25 protein-coding genes and 1 pseudogene are annotated in these 22,853 nt (G+C 67.6%); 25 read left to right on the top strand and 1 reads right to left on the bottom strand.

The features are described 5' to 3' along the window. Positions 1-17 precede the first annotated feature (17 nt). The 24 genes and pseudogenes from GBA65_RS09580 to GBA65_RS26325 all read left to right on the top strand — a co-directional run. Positions 18-2,306: a PAS domain S-box protein gene (locus GBA65_RS09580; RefSeq protein WP_266096564.1), complete on the top strand. Its 2,289-nt coding sequence runs from the start codon at positions 18-20 to the stop codon at positions 2,304-2,306. A gap of 64 nt (positions 2,307-2,370) precedes the next feature. Next, positions 2,371-3,204, top strand: coding sequence for a metallophosphoesterase family protein (locus GBA65_RS09585; RefSeq protein WP_166396371.1), 834 nt, complete (start codon positions 2,371-2,373; stop codon positions 3,202-3,204). A gap of 9 nt (positions 3,205-3,213) precedes the next feature. Continuing rightward, positions 3,214-4,026, top strand: coding sequence for a hypothetical protein (locus GBA65_RS09590; RefSeq protein ID WP_166396372.1), 813 nt, complete (start codon positions 3,214-3,216; stop codon positions 4,024-4,026). Continuing rightward, the gene (locus GBA65_RS09595) at positions 3,987-4,145 is read left to right on the top strand and encodes a hypothetical protein (protein ID WP_166396373.1); all 159 of its coding nucleotides are present in this window, start codon (positions 3,987-3,989) and stop codon (positions 4,143-4,145) included. Before GBA65_RS09590 ends, GBA65_RS09595 begins: the two co-directional genes overlap by 40 nt. A 97-nt stretch (positions 4,146-4,242) precedes the next feature. Then, complete coding sequence (locus tag GBA65_RS09600) at positions 4,243-4,590, top strand: hypothetical protein (RefSeq protein ID WP_166396374.1); 348 nt, start codon at positions 4,243-4,245, stop codon at positions 4,588-4,590. Between the two features lie 137 nt (positions 4,591-4,727). After that, positions 4,728-5,759, top strand: a complete 1,032-nt coding sequence (locus tag GBA65_RS09605; protein WP_166396375.1) for a fructose-bisphosphatase class II family protein — start codon at positions 4,728-4,730, stop codon at positions 5,757-5,759. A 65-nt stretch (positions 5,760-5,824) separates the two neighbouring features. Beyond that, complete coding sequence (gene rho, locus GBA65_RS09610) at positions 5,825-7,375, top strand: transcription termination factor Rho (RefSeq protein WP_166396376.1); 1,551 nt, start codon at positions 5,825-5,827, stop codon at positions 7,373-7,375. A gap of 111 nt (positions 7,376-7,486) precedes the next feature. Then, complete coding sequence (gene rpmE / locus GBA65_RS09615) at positions 7,487-7,702, top strand: 50S ribosomal protein L31 (protein ID WP_166396377.1); 216 nt, start codon at positions 7,487-7,489, stop codon at positions 7,700-7,702. 10 nt (positions 7,703-7,712) lie between these two features. Further along, positions 7,713-8,624: a DUF1385 domain-containing protein gene (locus tag GBA65_RS09620; RefSeq protein ID WP_166396378.1), complete on the top strand. Its 912-nt coding sequence runs from the start codon at positions 7,713-7,715 to the stop codon at positions 8,622-8,624. A 24-nt stretch (positions 8,625-8,648) separates the two neighbouring features. Then, positions 8,649-9,761 carry a peptide chain release factor 1 gene (gene prfA, locus GBA65_RS09625; protein WP_166396379.1) on the top strand — a complete coding sequence of 371 codons (1,113 nt, stop codon included), beginning with the start codon at positions 8,649-8,651 and terminating at the stop codon, positions 9,759-9,761. Further along, positions 9,745-10,626, top strand: a complete 882-nt coding sequence (prmC, locus tag GBA65_RS09630) for a peptide chain release factor N(5)-glutamine methyltransferase (RefSeq protein ID WP_166396380.1) — start codon at positions 9,745-9,747, stop codon at positions 10,624-10,626. Before prfA ends, prmC begins: the two co-directional genes overlap by 17 nt. Further along, positions 10,623-11,189, top strand: a complete 567-nt coding sequence (locus tag GBA65_RS09635; RefSeq protein ID WP_166396381.1) for an L-threonylcarbamoyladenylate synthase — start codon at positions 10,623-10,625, stop codon at positions 11,187-11,189. Before prmC ends, GBA65_RS09635 begins: the two co-directional genes overlap by 4 nt. Before the next feature lie 186 nt (positions 11,190-11,375). After that, positions 11,376-12,596, top strand: a complete 1,221-nt coding sequence (locus tag GBA65_RS09640) for a serine hydroxymethyltransferase (protein ID WP_166396382.1) — start codon at positions 11,376-11,378, stop codon at positions 12,594-12,596. After that, the gene (gene upp / locus GBA65_RS09645) at positions 12,589-13,233 is read left to right on the top strand and encodes a uracil phosphoribosyltransferase (RefSeq protein ID WP_166396383.1); all 645 of its coding nucleotides are present in this window, start codon (positions 12,589-12,591) and stop codon (positions 13,231-13,233) included. The genes GBA65_RS09640 and upp overlap by 8 nt, the downstream gene beginning before the upstream one ends. Further along, on the top strand, positions 13,220-13,732 hold the full coding sequence (locus tag GBA65_RS09650; protein WP_166396384.1) for a deoxycytidylate deaminase: 513 nt from the start codon (positions 13,220-13,222) through the stop codon (positions 13,730-13,732). The genes upp and GBA65_RS09650 overlap by 14 nt, the downstream gene beginning before the upstream one ends. Before the next feature lie 391 nt (positions 13,733-14,123). Beyond that, on the top strand, positions 14,124-14,510 hold the full coding sequence (locus tag GBA65_RS09655; RefSeq protein ID WP_166396385.1) for a hypothetical protein: 387 nt from the start codon (positions 14,124-14,126) through the stop codon (positions 14,508-14,510). Positions 14,511-14,515: 5 nt separating this feature from the next. Continuing rightward, positions 14,516-15,313, top strand: coding sequence for a F0F1 ATP synthase subunit A (gene atpB, locus GBA65_RS09660; protein ID WP_166396386.1), 798 nt, complete (start codon positions 14,516-14,518; stop codon positions 15,311-15,313). Positions 15,314-15,363: 50 nt separating this feature from the next. After that, a complete protein-coding gene (gene atpE / locus GBA65_RS09665; protein ID WP_166396387.1) occupies positions 15,364-15,648 on the top strand; it encodes an ATP synthase F0 subunit C in 285 nt (94 codons plus the stop codon). A gap of 25 nt (positions 15,649-15,673) precedes the next feature. After that, positions 15,674-16,237: a F0F1 ATP synthase subunit B gene (gene atpF / locus GBA65_RS09670; RefSeq protein ID WP_166396388.1), complete on the top strand. Its 564-nt coding sequence runs from the start codon at positions 15,674-15,676 to the stop codon at positions 16,235-16,237. Positions 16,238-16,240: 3 nt separating this feature from the next. Further along, entirely contained in the window at positions 16,241-16,780 is a 540-nt protein-coding gene (gene atpH, locus GBA65_RS09675) for an ATP synthase F1 subunit delta (RefSeq protein ID WP_166396389.1), read from the top strand. Next, positions 16,780-18,360 carry a F0F1 ATP synthase subunit alpha gene (atpA, locus tag GBA65_RS09680; protein ID WP_166396390.1) on the top strand — a complete coding sequence of 527 codons (1,581 nt, stop codon included), beginning with the start codon at positions 16,780-16,782 and terminating at the stop codon, positions 18,358-18,360. The genes atpH and atpA overlap by 1 nt, the downstream gene beginning before the upstream one ends. Before the next feature lie 3 nt (positions 18,361-18,363). Beyond that, entirely contained in the window at positions 18,364-19,242 is an 879-nt protein-coding gene (locus tag GBA65_RS09685) for a F0F1 ATP synthase subunit gamma (protein ID WP_166396391.1), read from the top strand. A gap of 30 nt (positions 19,243-19,272) precedes the next feature. Beyond that, positions 19,273-21,006 (top strand): F0F1 ATP synthase subunit beta, encoded by a 1,734-nt coding sequence (gene atpD, locus GBA65_RS09690; protein ID WP_228281789.1) that lies wholly within the window; start codon positions 19,273-19,275, stop codon positions 21,004-21,006. Between the two features lie 71 nt (positions 21,007-21,077). After that, positions 21,078-21,305, top strand: a pseudogene (locus GBA65_RS26325) (FoF1 ATP synthase subunit delta/epsilon); the annotation flags it as partial. Here GBA65_RS26325 and GBA65_RS24215 read toward each other — a convergent pair. Then, entirely contained in the window at positions 21,218-21,484 is a 267-nt protein-coding gene (locus tag GBA65_RS24215) for a hypothetical protein (protein ID WP_228281798.1), read from the bottom strand. The pseudogene GBA65_RS26325 and the gene GBA65_RS24215 overlap by 88 nt on opposite strands. Positions 21,485-21,540: 56 nt before the next feature. Here GBA65_RS24215 and murA point away from each other — a divergent pair, with 56 nt between their 5' ends. Next, entirely contained in the window at positions 21,541-22,821 is a 1,281-nt protein-coding gene (murA, locus tag GBA65_RS09700; protein ID WP_166396392.1) for a UDP-N-acetylglucosamine 1-carboxyvinyltransferase, read from the top strand. Positions 22,822-22,853 lie beyond the last annotated feature (32 nt).

A 22,853-nucleotide genomic window follows, 5' to 3' on the forward strand; every position in this document is an offset into this window, starting at 1 on the left:
ATGGAGAGGAGATCGCCGTGGTACTCCGAGCCGTCGGCGAGCGCGAGCGGATCGGGGGTAGCCCCGCGGGCGAGGAGGCGTTCAGGGCGCTCGTGCATGGGGCGCCGGACCTCGTGGCCGTCACCGACGCGGAGGGGGTGTTGGGGTACGTCAGTCCCTCCGTGGAGCGGATGTACGGCCACAAGCCCGAGGAGGTCGTGGGGAGGAACCTCCTGGAGTTTGTCCACCCGGAGGACCATCCGGCGGCGCTCAAGGACCTCGCGTGGACCGCTCGCAATCCGGGGGTGGTAGGGATGCCGGGGCCGCTGGTGCGGCTCGGGCACCGGGACGGCACGTGGCGCCACGTCGAGACCTCCGCCTCCAACCTGCTCGACGAGCCCGGGGTGCGCGGTCTCGTGTTTCACGGCCGCGACATAACCGACAGGGTCAGGCTCGAAGAGGAGTTGCGGGGGAGCGAGGAGCGCTTCAAGGCGCTGGTGGAGAACGCCCAAGACTTCGTGGTCTTGGCCGACGAGAACAACGTCGCGCTCTACGCGAGCCCGGCGATAGGCCAGATCCTGGGTTACTCCCCGCAGGAGTTCGTCGGGACGCGTATCTCGGGCTACGTGCATCCCGACGACTGCGAGTGGGCTCTTGGCAAGGTGGCCGAGGTGTTGCCGGTCCCCGGGTCGCACAACCTGGGGACCGCGAGGTACCGGCACGAGGACGGCTCCTACCGCTACCTCGAGGTCGTCGTCAACAACAAGCTCGAGGACCCGGTTCTACGAGGGGTGGTGTGCAACTGCCGCGACGTGACGGCGCGCGTCGAGGCGGAGAGGGCCCTGCGCGCGAGCGAGGAGCGCCACCGGGCGCTCAACGAGAACGCTCTGGACTTTGTCGTGGTGCAGAGGGCCGACAACACGCTCTCGTACGTCAGCCCCTCGATAGAGCGGTTGCTGGGCTACAAGCCGGAGGAGGCCGTCGGGAAGGTCGGGGCGGACTTCATACACCCCGAGGACCTGGAGTGGGCGTGGCCGCTGTTCTACGAGCAGCTCGAGAAGCCCGGGATCAACGAGGGCGTCGTCATCCGTTACCGGCACAAGGACGGCTCCTGGCGATGGTTCGAGTCGGCGTGCAACAACCAGCTGGCGAACCCCGCCGTGAGAGGTCTCGTCTTCAACTGCCGGGACGTGACCGCGCGCGTCGAGGCGGAGACCAGGCTCAGGGAGGCCGAGGAGCGGTATCGGCGGCTGGTCGAGCGGGTGCCGGCGGCGACGTACATCGAGAGGAACGACGCGGAGAGCTCGACGGTGTACGTCAGCCCGCAGATCGAGGAGATGCTCGGTCACACGCCGGAGGAGTGGATCTCCGACCCCGGGCTCTGGCTCCGCACGCTCCACCCCGAGGACCACGGGCGGGTGCTGGCCCGCCACCTCAAGTGCAACGGGACCGGCGAGCCGTTCGAGGAAGAGTACCGCTGCATCGCCAGGGACGGGCGGGAGGTCTGGGTGCGCGACGAGGCCGTGCTGCTGCGCGACGAGCGCGGGGAGCCACTCTACTGGCAGGGGGTGAAGATAGACATTACCGCTCGCAAAAAGGCCGAGCTCGAGATCCTGCGTCTCAACACGAAGCTCCGGAGCCAGGTCGCGGGGTTCACCTCAGAGCTCAAGGCCGCGCTGGCCGGGCTCGAGGAGAGCGAGCGCTACCTGGAGGAGAGGGAGGCGCACTTTCAGGACACCTTCGAACTCGCCGCGGTAGGGATGGCGCACGTCGCCCTAGACGGGCGTTGGGTCCGGGTCAACAAGAAGCTCTGCGAGATCGTCGGCTACGAGCGTGAGGACCTCACGAAGAAGACATTCCAGGACGTCACCCACCCGGAGGATCTCGAAGCCGATCTCGAGCAGGTCGAGAAGCTGCTCGCGGGCGGTATCCCCTCTTACGCCATGGAGAAGCGTTATGTGAAGGGTGATGGCTCCACCGTCTGGGTGGAGATCTCCGTCTCGCTGGCGCGCAAGCCCTCCGGCGAACCGGACTACTTCATCTCCGTGATCGAGGACATCGACCAGCGCAAGGGGGCGGAGGCGCTCTTGAAGCTGCTATCGGCGAGGGAGGTCGAGATCCTCGGCCTCATGGCCAAGGGACGGACCAACACCGAGATCGCCGGGGACCTTGGGTTCAGCCCGAACACCGTCAAGACGCACGTCAAGAGCATTACGGCGAAGCTCGGCGTCTCGGATCGCACCCAGGCCGCCGTCTACGCCGCCGGGGTGGGCCTCTTCACCCCCCGCTTCAGAGTCCCGACGGGGCTTCCCGGCATGGGCGCCTGACCGGCGAGGCGGCGCTCGGATATACTTGAGGGCCATCGGAGCAGACCAAGACTCACGGGGTGATATGGGCAGCGACGGCCGGCTGACGATCTGCCAGATCAGCGACATCCACTGCGGCAGCGCCTACTTTATCCCGGACCTCCTCGAACGCTCCATCCTGGAGATCAACGACATGGAACCGACCGCGGTGGTCGTCTCGGGGGATCTGACGGACGCGGGTTACCGGCAGGAGTTCGAGCAGTCGGCGGAGTACGTGAGCCGTTTTCGGTGCCAGAACGTGATGGTCATCCCGGGCAACCACGACTCCCGGAACGTCGGCTACATCCACTTCGAGCGGCTCTTCGGCGAGCGGTACTCCGTGATCGAGTTCGACGAGGCGATCATGGTCGGGGTCGATTCCTCCGAGCCGGACCTCAACGATGGGCGGGTCGGGCGCGAGCACTACGGCTTTATCCGCAGCTGCTTCGAGAACGCGGGGAACCGGCTCAAGATCTTCGTGGTGCATCACCACCTCGTTCCGATACCGGGGACGGGCCGCGAGCGGAACATCATCTTCGACGCGGGCGATCTCCTGGAGCTTCTGGCCGAGCTCGACGTGGACCTCGTCCTCTCCGGGCACAAGCACGTCCCGTACTCGTGGCGCCTGGAGAACATGTTTATCGTGAATGCCGGCACGGCCTCGACGACGCGCCTGAGGGGGAACACGCGCCCCTGCTACAACATCATCGAGATCGAGGGTCCGCGCGTGAAGGTCTTCCGCAAGTACCCTTTCAAGGAGCGCGAGCTCGCGGTCGACTTCGACGCCGAGACCCACCAGTACTCGCGCTACGAGGACAAGATAGACGCGCAGGTCCAGGCCCCGTCGGAGATCCCCGGCCTGGGCACGGGAGACGCGTAAGCGGCCCCCTTGAGGGCGATCTTCCTTATCGACGGCGAGCACTACCCGCCCGTCGTCTTGCAGGCGATGAGGGCCATCGAGGGCTCGATGGGCCTGACGGCCGTGGCGGCGGCGTTTCTAGGCGGCACGGAGAAGCTGAAGGAGGGGACGGATTACGGCGTGCCGCTCGTGCGCGACGCGGACCCGGTCTCCGCGGTCGCGAACGCGCTCCGCGAGCATCCGGGGGTCGAGGTGGTCGTGGACCTCTCGGACGAGCCGGTGGTCGGGTACCGGGAGCGGATGCGCATAGCCTCGCTCGTCCTCGCCGCCGGGGCCCGCTACAAGGGGAGCGACTTCGAGCTCGCGCCGCCGGCGTTGCGCCGCGTCTCCACGAAGCCCTCGCTCGCGGTGATCGGGACGGGCAAGAGGGTGGGGAAGACGGCGGTCTCGGGGTACCTGGCCCGCCTGCTCTCGCGCAACGGCTTCGACCCTTGCGTCGTCTCGATGGGGCGCGGGGGGCCGGAGGAGCCCGAGGTGATCGAGGGCCACAAGATGAGCGTCGGGAGCGACTTTCTGCTGGAGGCCCTGGAGAAGGGGGCGCACGCAGCGAGCGACTGCTACGAGACGGCGGCGCTGAGCCGGGTCGTCACGGTCGGGTGCAGGAGGTGCGGCGGCGGCCTCTCCGGGGAGCCGTTCGTCTCGAACGTCCTGGAGGGGGCGGAGGTCGCGAACGGGCTTCAGACACACCTCACGCTCTTCGACGGGTCGGGGGCGGCGGTGCCGCCGGTCGAGGTTGGGGGCGCGTGCTCGTCGCGGGGGCCCACCAGGACCCGGAGTACATAGCCGGGTACCTCGGGGCCTATCGGCTCCTCGTCTCCGACCTCCTGCTGCTGACGATGAGCGAGGAGCCGATGGCGGACGCCGCCAGGGTGCGGGCCGTCGTGGAGGCGGTGGGGAGGTGAGGCCGGATCTCCCGGTTCTGCCCACGATCTTCCGGCCCCGACCGGTCGGCGAGGTTCGGGCCTGCGCGTCTCCTACGTCTCGACGGCGCCGGCCGCCGTGCTCCCGAAGCTCGCCGGGCACCTGGAGGAGCGCTACGGGTGCGAGGTGGTCGCCTCCTCCGGGAACCTCTCGGACAGGAAGGCGCTCGCGCGCGACCTCGACGCCGCGCGCGACCTCCCGTTCGACGCGTACCTGACCGAGATAAAGGCGGCGGCGATCGACGTGGTCACGCGCCGGGGGGCGGAGGAGGGCAGGCCGGTCCTGTACTGCGACAACGACCCCGTGGCCGCGGCCGGAGAAGGCGCGGCCCTCGACGGGGCGCTCCTCGCCCTCGCCCGGGAGGCCATCGCTCGTTTCGAGGCCGGGCCCGTCGGGAGTGACCCCGGCAAGAGAAGTGGTGTATAATAATGGCATCGACGCACCACCGGCAGGTCTAACCTCCGGCAGTCCCGCGTCGATTCCGATGGAGCCCGACCCGATGGGTCTTCGCAACCGCAGGACCCCGGTTTGTAGGGGAGGTCGAGTGGTCTTCTTGTATGAGCATGGCTGAGCGTCGCTCCGGGAGCGTTGCGGCCTTCGCGATCGAATACGCCGCAGTCACCGAGCGCGTCGCCCTCCGGGTCGCGCCGTTCGGCGGGGCCGGGGTCCCCGAGCGGGCCTACCCTCTGGCCATGGAGACGTTGAGGCAAGAGCTGGACGCCATGCCCTTCTGCGGGCGCGTGGCGATACTTCGAGAGGAGCGCCTCGACGAGAAGGGCGAGATCCAGTCCCTCGTCGCCTCCCCCGGCACGCTGAAGCTCGGCGACACGCTCGGGACGGCCGACCCGGATCAGGGCGAGGTCGACCTGGCGGTCGAGCCGATCGAGGGCCTGACCCTCCTCTCGCGCGGGCAGCAGGGCTCGATCGCCGCGATCGCGGCGGCCCCCAGGGGGACGATGCTCAAGACGCCCGACATGTACATGAGCAAGCTCATCGTGGGCCCGAACTCGCGCGGCAGGATCGACATAGACGCGCCCGTCTCGGAGAACGTAAACGCCATCGCGGAGGGCTACGGGCGCAGGCCGTCGGAGATAACCGTGGCGGTCCTCGAACGCGAGCGGCACGAGGACCTCGTCGAGCAGATAAGGGCGACGGGGGCCAGGATCCAGCTCCGGCAGGAGGGCGACCTCACGCCGGCGATCGCCGTGGGCCTGCGCGGGGCGGGGCTGCACGCGATCATGGGCATCGGCGGGGCGCCCGAGGGTATCCTCGCCGCCGCCGTGATGAGGTGCCTCGGCGGGGAGATGCAGGCCAAGATGTGGCCCACCCAGCGCTCCCAGGTCGAGAAGCTCAGGGAGTACGGCCTCGACGATCCCGAGAAGAAGCTCACGATGGACGACCTCGTCCGGAGCACGGACGTCGTCTTCGCGGCGACGGGGATCACGTCCGGCGAGATCCTCAACGGGGTGAGGTACTTTCGCGGGGGCGGCAGGACCCACTCCGTGGTGATGTCCACCGAACCCCGTATGGTACGATTCATGGACACCATCCATGCCCTCGAGCCCGAGGCCGGGACGCAGGGCTTCCAGCTTTAAAAAGATAAGTTCACCATTTTATGAAGCCACGCATTCGCGTACCGAAACAGGAGAGGTAGAGAAATATGACGGAGTTAGCCACCCTCGAGCGCAAGCCCCTGAGCGACCTGCACCAGATCGCTTCGCAGCTTGGCATCGAGTCGTACCGCAAGTACCGCAAGCCCCAGCTTGCCGAGCTGATCTACAAGACCGCGACCGAGCAGGCCGACGGCGCGAAGACCGAGCCCGAACCGGTCGCGACGACCGAGCAGCCCGCCGCCGATAGCGCCGCCGCGACCAACGGCGCGGCGACCGAGGCCAGAAACGGGTCGGCCAACGGCGCCGCCGGCGTCGCCACCGAGACCCCCCGCACCGACCCCTTCGGCGAGGCCGACACCGCCGCCGTGGCGGCCCCCGAGGAGGTCGAGAAGCGGCGCAACGAGAAGAAGGGCCGCGACAAGGGCGAGGGCCGGCGCGAGGGGCGCGGGGACAAGGGAGAGAAGGCCGAGCGCGGCGACGGGCAGGCCCCCGTCCAGAGCGGCGTCCTCGACGTCCTGCCCGACGGGTTCGGGTTCCTAAGGACCAACGGCTACAGCCAGGGCAAGGGCGACGTCTACGTCTCCACGTCCCAGATCAAGCGCTTCAACCTCAGGCGCGGCGACGAGGTGGTCGGCCAGATTCGCCCGGCGCGCGACGGCGAGAAGTACCCGGCACTGGTGCGCATCGAGACGGTCAACGGCACGGAGCCCCAGAAGGGCCGCCGCCGGACGAGCTTCGACGACCTGACGCCGCTCTACCCGGAGGACCGCCTCCGCCTCGAGTGGAAGCCCAACGACATCGCCCCGAGGGTCATCGACCTCACGGCGCCGATCGGGAAGGGCCAGCGCGGGCTCATCGTCTCGCCGCCGAAGGCCGGTAAGACGACGATCCTCAAGCAGATCGCGCAGTCCATCGCCGCGAACTACCCCGAGGTCAAGCTCTTCGTCCTCCTCGCCGACGAGCGGCCGGAGGAGGTTACGGACTGGGAGCGGAGCGTGCAGGAGGCGACCGTCGTCTCCTCGACCTTCGACCAGCCCTCCGAGAACCACATAGCCGTCGCCGAGCTCGTCCTCGAGCGCGTCAAGCGGCTCGTCGAGGAGGGGGAGGACGTAGTGGTCCTGCTCGACTCGATCACGCGCCTCGCCCGCGCCTACAACCTCGCCGCACCCGCCTCGGGGCGCATCCTCTCCGGCGGCGTCGACTCCGCCGCGCTCTACCCGCCGAAGAAGTTCTTCGGCGCGGCCCGGAACATCGAGGACGGCGGGTCACTCACCATCCTGGCGAGCGCGCTCGTGGAGACCGGGAGCCGCATGGACGAGGTAATCTACGAGGAGTTCAAGGGCACGGGCAACATGGAGCTCCACCTGGAGCGCAAGCTCGCGAACAAGAGGATCTACCCGGCGATCAACGTCGAGGACTCCGGCACGCGCAAGGAAGAGCTCCTCATGGAGCCCGCCGAGGCCCAGCGGGTCTGGCAGGTCCGGAGCATCCTGGGGGCTTTGGGCACCGACCAGAAGGTCGAGCTCCTCATCCAGAAGCTCAAGGAGACCCGCACCAACGCCGAGTTCCTCCGCGAGCTCCAGCGCGTCCGCGGCTAACGCGAGCGCGACGACCCGGGGGCGGCCACGCGGTAGCGGTCGCCCCTCCAGGTTTTTCTCGCCCGGCGCGGTAAAATACGTTCTTACGACCAATTACAACCGGAGGCTTCTATGAAGACCGACATACATCCCCAGTACACGACGACGCACGTCCATTGCACGAGCTGCAACACCGACTTCGATACTCGCTCGACGGCGGGCGACGCGATCACGGTCGACGTCTGCTCGAACTGCCACCCCTTCTACACGGGCAAGCAGCGCATCCTCGACTCCGGTGGCCGGGTGCAGCGGTTCAGGAACCGCCAGCAGGCCCGCCAGAACCGATAGGGGCTGCGTCGTGAGGGTCGGCGGACAGGCGGTCATGGAGGGCGTCCTGATGCGCTCCCCCAACTTCTGGGGGATGGCGGTCAGGACGCCGAAGGGCGAGCTCGACGTTCAGGCGGAGCCCTTCCGCTCCATCACGCGCAAGAGCAGGCTCTTCAGGATACCCGTCCTGCGGGGCTTCCTCTCGCTCGCGGAGACCTTGTGGCTCGGCATGCGCGCGCTGGCCCTCTCGACGAACATAGCGCTGGGCGAAGACGAGGACCTCTCCAAAAAGGAGATCGCCTTTACGATGATCTTCGGTCTCGTGCTCGCCTTTCTCCTGTTCCTCGCCGCCCCCGTCTTCGGGACGAAGGGCCTGGGGTGGTTGATCGGGAACAGCATCGAGAACCCGCTCCTCTTCAACCTCGTCGAGGGCGCCTTGAGGATCGGCATCTTCATGCTGTACCTCCTCGGCATCACGGCGGTGAGCAAGGACATAAAGCGCTTCTTCGCCTACCACGGCGCCGAGCACAAGGCCATAAAGGTCTACGAGCGGGGGGAGGAGATGATCCCCGCGAACGCCCGCAAGCTCGACACGAGCCACGTGAGGTGCGGGACGAGCTTTATCCTCTACGTGCTCGTGATGAGCATCCTGGTGTTCAGCCTCCTGCCGATAGACTGGTGGGTCGAGGCGCTCGCCGCGCGCGTGGTCGTGATACCGCTCGTCGCCGGGCTCGCCTTCGAGTTCATCATGTGGAGCGCCCGGAACCAGGGCAACCCGATCGTTCGCGTCCTCGTCTGGCCGGGCCTGCAGCTCCAGAAGCTGACTACCCGCGAGCCCACCGACGATCAGGTCGAGGTCGCGATGGCGTCGCTGAAGAAGGTCCTCTCCCTGGAGGAAGAGGCCCGCATCAAGCCCGACGCCACAAACCAGCTCGTAATCTAAAGACCGAGAAGAGTTACACAAGTCATGGATCAACAGGTAGTCAAACTCGCCGAGGAGACGCTGGCGCGCCACGACGCGCTCACCAGGGAGCTCTCGGACCCGAACATCTACTCCGACCAGCGCCGCTACGCGGAGATCGCCAAGGAGCACTCCAGAATGCGGCGCGGGGCAGAGATGTCCCAGGCGCTGCTCGACGCCATACAGGAGGGCCGGGAGGCCCGCGAGCTCGTGGCGACGGCCGAGGACGCCGAGATGCGGGAGTTTCTCGCCGCGGAGGCCGAGGGGGCCGAGGAGAAGGTGGCGGAGCTCTCCGAGAAGATCCGCGTCGAGCTCGTCGACCGCGACCCGAACGACGACAAGGACGTGATCGTCGAGATCCGGGCGGGCGCGGGCGGCGACGAGGCGGCGCTCTTCGCGGGCGAGCTCGAGGAGATGTACTCGCGCTACGCTGATCGCCTGAACTACAAGCACAGGACCCTCTCCTCCAACCCGGCGGAGGTCGGGGGGTACAAGGAGGTCATCCTGGAGATCGAGGGCGACGGCGCCTACTCGGTCTTCAAGCACGAGGGCGGGACGCACCGCGTCCAGCGGGTCCCGAAGACGGAGAGCCAGGGGCGCATCCACACCTCCACGGCGACCGTCGCGGTCATGCCCGAGGCCGAGGACGTGGAGGTCGAGATCGGGCCGAACGACCTGGAGATCGACGTGTACCGCTCCAGCGGCCCCGGCGGCCAGAGCGTGAACACCACGGACTCGGCCGTAAGGATCACGCACAAGCCGACCGGCCTCGTAGTGACGTGCCAGAACGAGAAGAGCCAGCTCCAGAACAAGGAGCAGGCTTTACGCATCCTGAAGTCGCGCCTCCTGGAGCGCGAGATGGAGGAGCGGGCGAAGCAGGCGGGCGAGATGCGCCTCGCCCAGGTCGGGAGCGGCGACCGCTCCGCGAAGGTCCGCACCTACAACTTTCCCCAGGGCCGCATCACGGACCACCGGGTCGGCGTGACCTCGCACAACCTGGAGAGCACGCTGGGCGGCGACCTCGAGGAGTTCACGAAGGCGCTCTCGGCCAAGGAGCGGGCCGAGAAGCTCGCGGCGGAGGCGAACGCGCCGGCTAGCGGCAATGGGGCGACGAGATAAAGTAGCGCGGGCGAGCGTCTACCGCACGGTCCGGGAGGCCGCCCTCAGGCTGAAGGAGGCCGGGGTGCCGGAGCCCGCGGCCTCCGCCGAGATCCTGATGGCCGAGCTCCTCGACCTGCGGCGCGGCAACCTGGCGTGGCGCGAGGAGCCCATGACCGAGGAGCAAGCCGCGACCTACGAGGCCTGGATCCAACGCCGCCTCCGCCGCGAGCCCGTGCAGCGCATCCTCGGCTACACCTATTTCCGCAACCTCGAGCTCGACATCGACGAGCACTCGCTGATACCGCGCCCGGACACCGAGAGCGTGGTGAGCGTCGCCCTCACCCGCATCGACGAACGCGGGGGCTCGTGCCGCGTCCTCGACATCGGGACCGGCTCCGGCACCATCGCGGTGTCCATTGCCCAGGAGCGCCCCCGCTGCGAGGTGCACGCCACCGACATCTCCGAAGGCGCCCTTGAGGTAGCCCGCGCCAACGCGAAGAAGGCCGGCGTAAGGGTCCACCTCCACCACACAGATCTAACCGCCGGCCTCGACGCCCTGCGCGGGAGCGTCGAGGTGCTGGTCTCCAACCCGCCCTACATCACGAGCGCGGAGATCCCGGGCCTCGCCCCCGAGGTCCGCGACTGGGACCCGCGTTCCGCCCTCGACGGCGGCCCCGACGGGTTGGAGTTCTACCGGCGCATCTTCGAGGAGACGCCCCCGCTGCTGGCCGACGGGGCCGGCGTGGTGCTGGAGATAGGCCACGACCAGTCCCGTTCGGTCCTCGAACTGGGCCGGAGCAGGGGGTTCGTCCCCAGGGGCACCGCCCCGGATCTCACGGGTACGCCGCGAGTCGCCCTGCTGAAGTGGACGGGCGGCTCTTGAGGACCGTCGCCCCTCGCGAGGCCGCCGAGCTCCTGCGCGGCGGCGGCGTCGGGCTCGTACCGACGGAGACGGTGGTAGGGCTCGTCGCCGGCGAGACGGGGCTCGACAGGCTCGCGGGGATCAAGGGCAGGGACCCGACGAAGCCCATAGCCTTGCTCTGCCCCTCGGCGGAGAGCGCCTTCGGGCTGGCGTCCCGCGTCCCGCCCGTCGCGGAGGCTCTGGCGCGCTCCCTGTGGCCGGGCCCCCTGACGCTCGTCCTGGATCGGGAGGACGGAGGTACGATCGGCGTCCGGGTCCCCGACCACCCGACGGTGCGAGAGCTGCTCGCCGAGTACGGTAGCCCCCTCTACGCCACGAGCGCCAACCCCGCCGGAGGCCCCGCTCCCGCCACCCTCGATGGGGTGGACCCGGTCATCCGGGAGAGCGCGGACTTCGCCGTCGCCGGCGAGTCGGGGGGCGGGGAGGCCTCCGCCGTCGTGGACCTCTCCGGGGGGCGGGCCAGGATCCTGAGGCCCGGAGCCGGGCTGGACGAGGCGACGCTCTCCCGCATGATGGAGGGGTAAACCGCGTCACGGCGCCCGTTTGAGGCCGTACTGTGCAACGTTTATACTCTGTCGGTCCGTCCGATCAGCAGGGGAAAGGCGTGGGGTACGGCACCATCTGCGGTACGCAACACCGTCGAGCACCGGGACGGAGAGCCCCTAACCCTGAACGGCAAGTAAGTTTTACCGTGAACCGGAGGTAGAAGAATGATAGGCCCGTACACTGAGGTTGATTCAGAGGTTCAGGCGGCGCTCGATGGTGAGCTGGAGCGTCAGAGAACGACGATCGAGTTGATCGCGAGCGAGAACTTTGCGTCTCCGGCGGTGCTTGCCGCGCAGGGCTCGGTGCTGACGAACAAGTACGCCGAGGGCTACCCCGGGAAGAGGTACTACGGGGGCTGCGAGCAGGTAGACAAGGTCGAGGTGCTCGCGATCGAGCGGGCCAAGGAGCTCTTCGGGGCTGAGAGCGTGAACGTGCAGCCGCACTCGGGGAGCCAGGCGAACGAGGCCGCGTACTCCGCCCTGATCGAGCCGGGCGACAAGGTCCTCTCGATGGATCTAGCGCACGGTGGGCACCTCACGCACGGGATGAAGATCAACTTCTCCGGCCGCATGTACGACTTCGTCCACTACGGGGTCGGCGAGGACGGCTACATCGACTACGACGAGGTCCGCGAGACGGCGCGCCGCGAGAAGCCGAAGCTCATCATCGCCGGGGCGAGCGCCTACCCGCGCATCATCGAGTTCGAGAAGTTCCGCGAGGTCGCCGACGAGGTGGGGGCGTACTTTCTGACCGACATGGCGCACATCGCGGGGCTCGTCGCGGCCGGGATGCACCCGTCGCCGGTGCCCTTCTGCGAGATCGTCACGACGACGACGCACAAGACGCTCCGGGGGGCGAGGGGCGGCATGATCCTGAGCCGCGAGCCCTTCGGCAAGAAGGTGAACAGCCGCGTCTTCCCGGGGATGCAGGGCGGCCCCTTGATGCACGCCATCGCCGGCAAGGCCGTCGCCTTCGGGGAGGCGCTGAGGCCGGACTTCAAGGACTACGCCCGGAAGATCGTGGAGAACTCGCGGTCCCTTGCCGAAGGCTTGATGGAGGGCGAGATCAACCTCGTCTCCGGCGGGACGGACAACCACCTCATGCTCGTGGATCTGAGGGGGACGGGGACGAACGGGAAGCAGCTCGAGCACGTCCTCGACGAGGTCGGGGTTACGTGCAACAAGAACATGATCCCGAACGACCCCGAGCCGCCGACGGTCACGAGCGGCGTGAGGCTCGGCACGGCCGCGATGACGACGCGCGGGATGGGGGAGGACGAGATGCGCGAGATCGCGGAGATCATCGTCGCCGCCGTGCGCGGGGAGACCGAGGGGCTGCGTGACCGCGTCACCGCCCTCACGGACGCCTACCCGCTCTATGCCTGAGGGGACGCTGGCCGAGAACCTCCGCGTCGTCGACGGCCCCCTGAGCCGCAACAAGCTCGCGACCCTGCGCGACGAGACCACCGGGACCCCCGAGTTCCGCCGCGCGATGCGCGAGCTCGCCCTCGTGATGGTCGCGGAGGCGACGCGCTCGATGCCGACGCGGACGGTCCGGGTTCGCACCCCGCTCGTGGAGACGGAGGTGGAGGAGATCTCCGGCCCGGTCTGCCTCGTCCCCGTCCTCCGGGCGGGTCTCGGTATGCTCGACGGGGCGCTTGCCCTCCTCCCCGAGGCGACGGTCGGCTTCATGGGCCTTCAGCGGGACGAGGAGACCGCCGAGCCCGTCGAGTACTACGTCAACCTCCCGCAGAACATCGGGGACTACCTCGTGCTCGTCCTCGACCCGATGCTCGCGACGGGCGGGAGCCTCTCCGCGACGCTGACGAAGCTCAAGGAGTACGGGGCGACCTGGATCTCCTGCCTCCACGCCGTCTCCGCCGTGCCGGGCGTCGAGCGCGTGACGCGCGAGCACCCGGACGTGACCTTCTACACCGCCGCCCTCGACCCCGGGCTCGACGAGCGTTCGTTTATCGTGCCGGGCCTCGGCGACGCGGGGGACAGGTTGTATGGAACCCTTTAAGGACCCGTCGGTGGACACCTCGGAGGGCCACGCCGCTCTCAAGAGGGCGCGCCCCTCGTGGGACGAGTACTTTATGCGCATTGCGCACGAGGTCGCGACCCGCTCGACGTGCCCGCGGCTCGCCGTCGGGGCGGTGGTCGTGCGCGACAAGCGCATCCTCACCACCGGCTACAACGGGAGCCCGTCCGGGATGCCGCACTGCGACGACGTCGGGTGTTTGATCCGCATCGTCGACGGCCGCGAGAGCTGCCAGCGGACGCTCCACGCCGAGCAGAACGCCCTGATCCAGGCCGCCTACCACGGCGTCTCCGTGCGCGGCTCCGCCGTCTACTGCACCCACCAGCCCTGCCTCTTGTGCATCAAGATGATCATGAACGCGGGCGTCGAGGAGGTCTATTACGCCGGGGGCTACCCGGACGGGCTGGCGATGGAGCTCGCGAGCGAGGGCGGCCTCTCGGTGGTACGGCTCGGCGACGACCGCGAAGAAGCGCCCGGTTGAGGGGCTGCGAGGCTCGCGGAGACGCCGCCCGTGCGCGGGAAGAAACCGCCGTTGTAGCGGGCTCGAAACAATTTGCAAGAAATTGAAATACTTCGGAGCCTGGAGTAGTATCTAGCCGATGGCGGACACCAATTCGCGCGGGAACGGACGTGGGGGTAATGCGACCCGGTTTCTGGGCATCGGTTTTACTCTGGGGTTGATCCTGGGGCGCCGGTCCTCGCGGGCTTCGTTCTGGACAGGTTTGTCGGCACGCTCCCGCTCTTTCTTCTGGTCGGGGTTGCGATCGGCTTCGTCGGGAGCTTGTACTACGTGCACAGGGCGATAAAGAGCCTGGGCGGTTGATGGGGCGCATTGGAAGCTGGCGTTTCTGTGCGCGGCATGGACGGCGGGGTTGGCCGTGCCGGTGGCCGCCCTGGTCTGGTACCTTTACGGCGGCTCGCACGCCGGGGCCTTGTCGTACGGGGTTGGGGTTGGGATCCTGAGCTTCGTCTCGACGGCGGTGACGGTCTCTTGGCTCCTCAGGGGGACGCGGGCCTGGGTGCTGGCGGGGGCCGGATCGTTCGTGGCGCGCTACGGGTTCGTCGCGGTGGCTCTGGGAGTCCCCGCGTACCTCGAGTCGTGGCCGGCGCTGGCGATGCTCGGCGGGTTCGCCGGGGTGTTTCTGGCCGAGAACGTGGTTCTCGTGCCGGTAGCGTTAAAGATGGCGGGAAACCTTGGAACGGACTACGGTGCGGGTGGCTCGGCGCCGGAGACAGAGGAACGAAGGGTGGAGGTTTGATGGGCTTGTTGACGCTGGCACAGGTGAGTCAGGACGAGTTGAGGCACGAGATCCTGCACACGTGGGAGACCGCCAGGGAGACCTGGCACATACCGATACACCTCGGACCCATCGACATCTCCATAGACAAGAGCGTGTGGTTCCTATTCATAGGGACGGCGCTCACGTTCCTCATACTCTTTGTGGGGAGCAGGATCCTCAGCACGCGGCCCGGCGCGTATCAGGTCATCGTGGAGGAGCTCTACGGCTTCGGGCGCAGCTTCGGCGGTCAGGTCGGCGAGGAGGGGAAGAAGTGGTTCCCGTACACGCTCTCCCTCTTCGTGTTCATCCTCGTGCTCAACCTTATAGGCCTCATCCCGACGAGCTACCCGGTCACCGCCAACATCTCGTTCACGATCGTGCTCGCGCTCATGACGTTCATCCTGACGCAGTACGAAGGCTTCCGGCGTAACGGCCCGGTGAGGTATCTGAAGAGCTTCGCCCCTCCGGGGTTGCCCGCCAAGCCGCTCATGGTGCCGCTGATGACGTTCCTGGAGATCTTGCAGGAGTTCACCAAGCCGCTGACGCTCGGGCTCCGGCTCTACGCCAACATCCTCGCGGGGCACTTGATCATCTTCGTCTTCCTCGGCCTTATCCTGTACTTCGGCCTGAGCGGCGTCGGGGCCATCGTGCCGTTGGTCTCGGTCCCGCTGGCGGTGGTCTTCTACGCTTTCGAGATCTTCGTGGCCGTCCTGCAGGCGTACATTTTCGCTATACTCACGCAGGTTTACATCGAACAGGCGATGTTCCGCGAGGACCACTAGGCCCTCGACCAAACAGGCGTAGCAAAAGCAGAAGAGAGGAGCGGTAATACATGGATATACTGGCGGCGGTTCAACCCTTGCTGGCCCTGCTACTCCAGGCGGACAACAGCGCGGACGGGCTCAAGTACGTCGGGACCGGCATCGCGGCCGGCACGGCGGTCATCGGGCCTGGGGCCGGGATGGGGTACCTGATCGGCCAGACCATAGCGTCGATCCACCGCCAGCCGGAGGCGTTCGACCAGACGAGGACCTTGATGTTCCTCGGCATCGGGCTCGTCGAGGCGTTCGCCCTCTACGGCATCGTCTTCGCCCTCCTCATCGCCTTCGTTCTTTAAGCAAGGCTAGAAAGGGGACGGGGACATGGTCGAGATGGTGGCTCAGCTAGACCCGACGGGTATCTTCGACATACCCAACACGAGGCTGATCTTCTGGGAGGTCGTCGCCTTCCTGATCCTGCTGTTCCTGCTTATCCGGTACGTGTTCCCGCCGATCCGCAAGCAGATCCAGGACCGCCAGCGGGCGATCGAGGAGTCGATCGACGAGGCGGAGCGCACGCGCAGGGAGGCCCACGAGCTTCTGGCCGAGTACCGGCGCCAGATCGACGAGGCCCGCGGCGAGGCGCGCCAGATTCTGGACGAGTCGCGCAAGCAGGGCGAGGCCCAGCGCGAGCGGGCCAAGAAGGAGGCCCGTGAGGAGGCCGATAAGATCATCGAGCGGGCCCGCAACGAGATCGGGCGCGAGCGCGAGGCCGCCCTCCGCGGCGTGCGCCAAGAGGTCGCCGACATGGTCGTCGTGGCCTCCGAGCGCGTCCTCAAGCGCTCCATCGAGCGCGACGACCACGATCGCTTGATCTCGGACGCTCTGGATAGCCTCGAGTCCGACGTCGCCACCTCCGGGGTCGGCGACGGGCGGGGCGGTAGGTAGCGTTTGAGCGCGGTATCGACCTACGCCGAGGCCCTCTTCGAGGCCGCCCGCGAGCGTGGGGAGCTCGAGGAGACGCTAGACAACCTCAGGGAATTTTTGGGTGCCCTGGATGAGAGCGAGGAGCTGAGGCTCTTCTTCTACGGCACCCAGATCCCGGAGAACCAGAAGCGGCGGGCCCTCGACGGGCTCACGGAGGGCATGACGACCTCCACCACGAACTTCTTGAAGGTTCTCACGGACAACGACCGGACGGAGATCCTCGACGAGGTAACGCTGCGGTACGAGGATCTGGTCAAGGAGCACCTCGGAAGGATCGAGGTCGACCTGACGACCGCGGTCGAGCTGACTCAGGGAGAACTCGACGAGGTAAAATCGCGGCTGGGCCGCATTCTGGACGGCAAGGACGTGGTCCTCGAGACCCACGTCGACCCCGAGCTGGTGGGCGGGGCGGTCTTCAGGTTCGGCGGCAGACAGGTAGACGGTAGCGTGCGGGGGCAGCTTGCGAGCCTCCGGGAAACCATGCACGAGAGAGGGGCAGTCTAGTGGGTAGGCTCAGGCCGGAGGAGATCTCCTCCATACTAAAGGGAGCCATAACGGATTACGAGAACCGGGTCCGCACCGAGGAGGTGGGACAGGTTCTAGAGGTCGGGGACGGCATCGCGCGCGTCCACGGCCTGCAGAACGTGATGTATCAGGAGATGCTCGAGTTCGAGGACGCCCGTGGTAACAGGGTCATGGGGCTCGCCCTGAACCTCGAGGAGGACAACGTCGGCGTGATCGTCGCCGGCGACGACACGCACATCCAGGAGGGCAATATCGTGCGGCGCACCGAGCGCCTCGCGAGCGTGCCCGTTGGCGGCGGCGTCCTGGGCCGCGTCATCGACGCTTTGGGCCGTCCGATGGACGGGAAGGGCGAGATCGAGGCCGAGGACAACCTCCCCGTCGAGATCGTCGCGCCGGGCATCATCAAGCGCCAGCCGGTGAAGCAGCCCCTCCAGACGGGCATCAAGGCGATCGACGCGATGATCCCGATCGGCCGGGGACAGCGCGAGCTCGTGATCGGCGACCGGAAGACGGGCAAGACCTCGATCCTGCTCGACACGATCATCAACCAGGCCAACCAGGACGTGAAGTGCATCTACGTCGCCGTCGGCCAGAAGGACTCCTCGGTCGCGGGCGTCGTCTCGTCGCTGGAAGAGGCCGGGGCGATGGACTACACCACCATCGTGAACGCCTCCGCCTCCCAGTCGGCGACGCTGCAGTACCTCGCCCCCTACGCGGGCTGCGCCATCGGCGAGTTCTTCATGAACCAGGGCCAGGACGCGCTGGTGATCTACGACGACCTCTCCAAGCACGCGGTCGCGTACCGGCAGATGATGCTCCTGTTGAGGCGTCCGCCGGGCCGCGAGGCGTACCCGGGCGACGTCTTCTACCTCCACTCGCGCCTCCTGGAGAGGGCCGCGAAGCTCTCGGACGACGCGGGCGGCGGGTCCCTGACGGCGCTGCCGGTCATCGAGACCAAGGCGGGGGACATCTCGTCTTACATCCCGACGAACGTCATCTCGATCACGGACGGGCAGATCTTCCTCGAGGGCGACCTGTTCAACGCGGGCCAGCGCCCGGCGATCGACACCGGCAACTCGGTGAGCCGGGTCGGTTCCTCGGCCCAGATCAAGGCGATGAAGAGCGTGGCGGGCACGCTGCGGCTCGACCTGAACCAGTACCAGGAGCTGGCGAGCTTCGCCCAGTTCGGGAGCGACCTGGACAAGGCGACGCAGCAGACGCTGAACCGCGGCGAGCGCCTGACGTCCATCCTGAAGCAGCAGGAGCGCGACCCGATGCCGGTAGAGGAGCAGGTGGTCGTGCTCTACGCCGCCTCCAACGGCTACCTCGACGAGGTGGACAACGATTCCGTCGGCGACTGGGAGCGCCAGTTCCGCGACTACATGCGCGACAGTCACGGCGAGATCCTGGACGGCATCCGCGACTCCCAGCAGCTCTCCGACGAGAACGAGGGGAGCTTGAAGGAGGCCATCGAGCACTTCAACCAGAACTACGAATCGCAGGCGACCCAGCTCGTGGACGCCTCGGCCGGTACCTCCGACGAGGACGGGGAGAGCTAGACCTTGGCCTCCCTCCGCGACCTCAAGCGGCAGATCGACTCCATAAAGAACATCTCCAAGGTGACGGAGGCTCTGCAGACCGTCTCCGCGGTGAAGTTCCGGAAGGCGGAGAGCCGGGTCAAAAAGGCCCGGCCTTACGCCGAGAACGTCGAGCAGATGATGCGCGACGTCGCGAAGAGCGCCACGGGCTCGAGCCCGCTCCTCGCCGGTCGGGACGAGGTGCGCCGGGTCGCCGTCGCGACCATCACCGCGGACCGGGGGCTCGCCGGCGGTTTCAACGCCCAGGTTCTGAGGCGGACCGTGCGCTTGCGGGAGGAGCTGGACGGGGAGAAGGTCCAGGTCGCGAGCGGCCGGAAGTCGGTCTCGTTCTTCCGGTTCCGCGGCATAGAGCTGGCAGAGACATACACCGGGTTCTCCGACAGCCCGACCTACGAGCAGGCGCGCGAGATCGGCCAGGCGCTCGTCGGCCTCTTCGACGACGAGGAGGCCGACGAGGTCCACCTCGTCTACAACCGCTTCGAGACGGCGCTCACCCAGCGTCCGGTCGTCACGCGGCTTCTGCCCGTGGCTCAGGAGGACGAGGAAGACGAGGATGAGGGCGAGAACGGCTCGGACGCCTCGTACTTCGAGTACATCCCGGACGCCGAGACCGTCCTGAAGAAGCTCGTCCCGCGTTACGTGGAGACGATGATCTGGCAGGCGCTCCTGGAGAGCGCGGCCGGCGAGCACGGCGCGCGGATGACGGCGATGAAGAACGCCACGGACAACGCCAACGAGCTGTCGGACAACCTTACCCTGCAGATGAACAAGGCCCGCCAGGCCCAGATCACGCAGGAGATTCTGGAGATCGTAAGCGGGGCGGAGGCCCTGTCCGCCGGATAGGGCGGATGCGTCTAAGCAGGAGGCTACGCAATGGATAAGTTCGAGGGGGCCATGGATAAGGCCAAGGATCTACTCAGAGGAGCCACCGGCGGTAACGCCGGTGAGCCCGCCGCCGAGGGTCAGCAGGAGGAGGGCTCTTCCCAGTCCAGCGGGACCGGGACGGAGGACCAGCGGCAGACCAACGCGCGGCGCACCCCGGGTCACGAGAGCAACGGCGGCTCGAACGGCGGTAACGGCCAGGCTCAGACCCAGGAGAGGGAGCGCGGCGCGAACGGCAAGGTGACCGGCGTCGGGACCGTGATCGAGGTCAAGGGTCCGGTCGTGGACGTGAGGTTCGACCCGGAGGAGATCCCGGAGATCTTTAATGCTCTGATGGTCACCCTCAGCGAAGACAGCGAGGCGCCGGAGCTCGTCCTGGAGGTCCAGCAGCTTCTCGGCGACGACGTCGTGCGGACCGTGGCCATGTCCTCGACCGACGGCCTCAAGCGCGGCATCGACGCCCGGGACTCGGGCCGTCCGATCGCGGTCCCGGTCGGCAAGGACGTGCTCGGGCGGGTGCTCGACGTGCTCGGCAACCCGGTCGACGAGCAGGGCGAGGTCAAGGCCGACGACTACTGGCCGATCCACCGCCCGGCGCCGAAGTTCGCGGACCTGACGACGCAGGCCGAGCAGTTCGTCAGCGGCATCAAGGTCATCGACCTTCTGTGCCCGGTGCGCCGCGGCGGCAAGGCCGGCCTGTTCGGCGGCGCCGGCGTCGGTAAGACCGTTCTCATCACGGAGCTCATAAACAACATCGCGCTCCAGTACGAGGGGACCTCGGTCTTCGCGGGCGTGGGCGAGCGGACGCGCGAGGGCAACGATCTCTACGGCGAGATGGAGGAGGCGGGCGTCCTCCCGAACACGGGGATGGTCTTCGGGCAGATGAACGAGCCGCCCGGGGCCCGCTTCCGCGTCGCCCTGACCGGCGTTACCCAGGCCGAGTACTTCCGCGACGAGCTCGGCCAGGACGTGCTGTTCTTCGTCGACAACATCTTCCGCTTCGTGCAGTCCGGCAACGAGGTCTCCGCCCTCATGGGAAGGATGCCCTCCGAGGTCGGTTACCAGCCGACCCTGAGCACCGAGATGGGCGCCTTGCAGGAGAGGATCACCTCGACCAACAAGGGCTCGATCACCTCGTTCCAGGCCGTCTACGTCCCGGCGGACGACTTCACCGACCCCGCCCCGTTCACGGTGTTCGCCCACCTCGACTCCACGGTCGAGCTGTCGCGTTCCCTGGCCGCGCAGGGCATCTACCCGGCCGTCGACCCGCTCTCCTCCTCCTCCACCATCCTCGACCCGTCGGTGGTCGGGGACGAGCACTACCAGGTGGCCCAGCAGGTCAAGAACATCCTGCAGCGCTACAGGGAGTTGCAGGACATCATCGCGATCCTCGGCATCGACGAGCTCTCCGAGGAGGACAAGGTCATCGTGGGCCGGGCGAGGAGGCTGCAGCGCTTCCTGTCGCAGCCGTTCTTCGTGGCCGAGCAGTTCACGGGGCTCGAGGGCAAGTTCGTCGACCTCGAGGAGACGATACGGTCGTTCAAGGAGGTCGTGGAGGGCAAGCACGACGATCTGCCCGAGCAGGCCTTCTACCTCGTCGGCGGCATCGACGAGGTAGTCCAGAAGGCCCGCCAGCTCTCCGGCGAGGAGGATGACTCCTCCGAGGGCGGCGACTCCGAGGGCGACGGGGCCGAAGGGGACGACAACTCCGACGGGGAAGGCTAGGGGTGACGGAGGGACGTTCGGAGGAGCGTGAGAGCCGGCAGCTCTACTGCCGGGTCATCACGCCCGAGCGCATGATCTTCGACGACGAGGTGGATCTGGTCGTCGCGAGGATCGCGGACGGACAGATCGGGGTGCTGGTAGACCACGCCCCGACCGTCTCCACGGTGGAGATCGGGGACGTGAGGATCCAGCAGGGCGAGGAGCGCCACGTCTACGCCACCTCCGACGGCTTCTTCAAGGTCTCGGAGAACCTCGTCCAGATTCTGGTCGAGGAGGCGGTGCCGGCGGGGGAGATCGACACCGACGCGGCCCAGACCCGCATCGAGGAGGCCGAGAACGAGCTCTCGGAGCTCTCGGAGGGGACGACGAGGAGAACACGGAGAGGGCTCGCGCCGATATCGAGCGCCGGCGCCGGATGGGCGAGAACCTCGCCCGCGTGGCCCGCGAGTACGGCGGCGAGTAGCCGCAACCGTTTCACGGGGTCGCGGAAGACGGCCCCCGTACCGAGAATGCAAAATCGGGAGGGTGGTCTTCATGGAGAGGTTCTACATCGAGGGTGGCAGGCGGCTCGCGGGGGAGGTAAGGGTTTCGGGTGCCAAAAACGCGGCCCTGAAGCTTATCGCGGCGGCGCTCCTCGCCCCGGGTCGGACGACGCTGCACAACGTCCCCCGCATCCGCGACGTGGACACCATGCTCGCGGTCCTCGACGGCCTCGGGGCGGGGAGCGACTTCAGCGGCAACACGCTGGAGATCGACGCGGGGACCATCGACTCCTACACCGCCCCCTACGAGCTCGTGCGCCAGATGCGCGCGAGCATAGTCGTGCTCGGCCCGCTCGTCGCGCGCTTCGGCGAGGCCGAGGTCTCGGCCCCCGGCGGGTGCAACCTCGGCCTCAGGAAGTTCGACTTCCACCTCAACGGGCTGCGGGCGCTCGGGGCCGAGGTGGAGCTGGATCACGGCTTCATCAGGGCGACGGCGCCCAACGGGTTGAAGGGGGCCGAGGTCTACTTCGAGTACCCGAGCGTCACCGCGACGGAGAACGTGATGATGGCCGCCGTGCTGGCGCAGGGCACGACCATCATCGAGAACGGCGCCCGCGAGCCCGAGGTCGTCGCCCTGGCGGAGTTTCTAAACCTGATGGGGGCCAACGTCTTCGGTGCCGGGACCGGCCGCATAGTCGTGGAGGGCGTCGAGGAGCTGCACCCCGTGGACTACGTGGTGCTGGGCGACCGCATCGAGGCGGGCACGTTCGTCATGGCGACCGCCGCCACCGGCGGGGACGTGACGGTCAGGGGCGTGGACCCCGCGCACCTCAAGATGGAACTCGTCAAGCTGCGGGAGATGGGGGTGGACGTCGCGGACACCGGCGACGGGCTGCGCGTGCAGGTCTCCGACCCCGCCGAGCTCGGCAGCGTCGACGTCTCGACGCTCCCCTTCCCCGGCTTCGCCACCGACCTCCAGGCGCAGATGATCACGCTGCTAACCCAGACCTCGGGGGCCGGGATCATCACCGAGAACGTATACGAGAACCGTCTCCAGGTGGCCGAGGAGCTTAACCGGATGAACGCCGGCATAGACCTCTTCGGCGGCCACCGCGCGATGGTCAAGGGCCCGAAGAAGCTCTCCGGCACGATCGTCCAGTCGCCGGACCTCAGGGGCGGCGCCGCCCTCGTCATGGCGGGGCTCGTCGCCGAAGACACCACCGTCGTGGACGGGGCGAGGCACATCCTCCGCGGCTACGAGGGCTTCGAGGAGAAGCTCTCCGGGCTCGGCGCGACCGTCGCCTTCGGCACCGAGCCCGCGGTAAGCCGCTAGGTCCTCACAGACCTCCTACCGGAACACGTCCT

Origin of the sequence: Rubrobacter marinus (assembly GCF_011492965.1) — a bacterium.
Lineage (GTDB): Bacteria > Actinomycetota > Rubrobacteria > Rubrobacterales > Rubrobacteraceae > Rubrobacter_F > Rubrobacter_F marinus.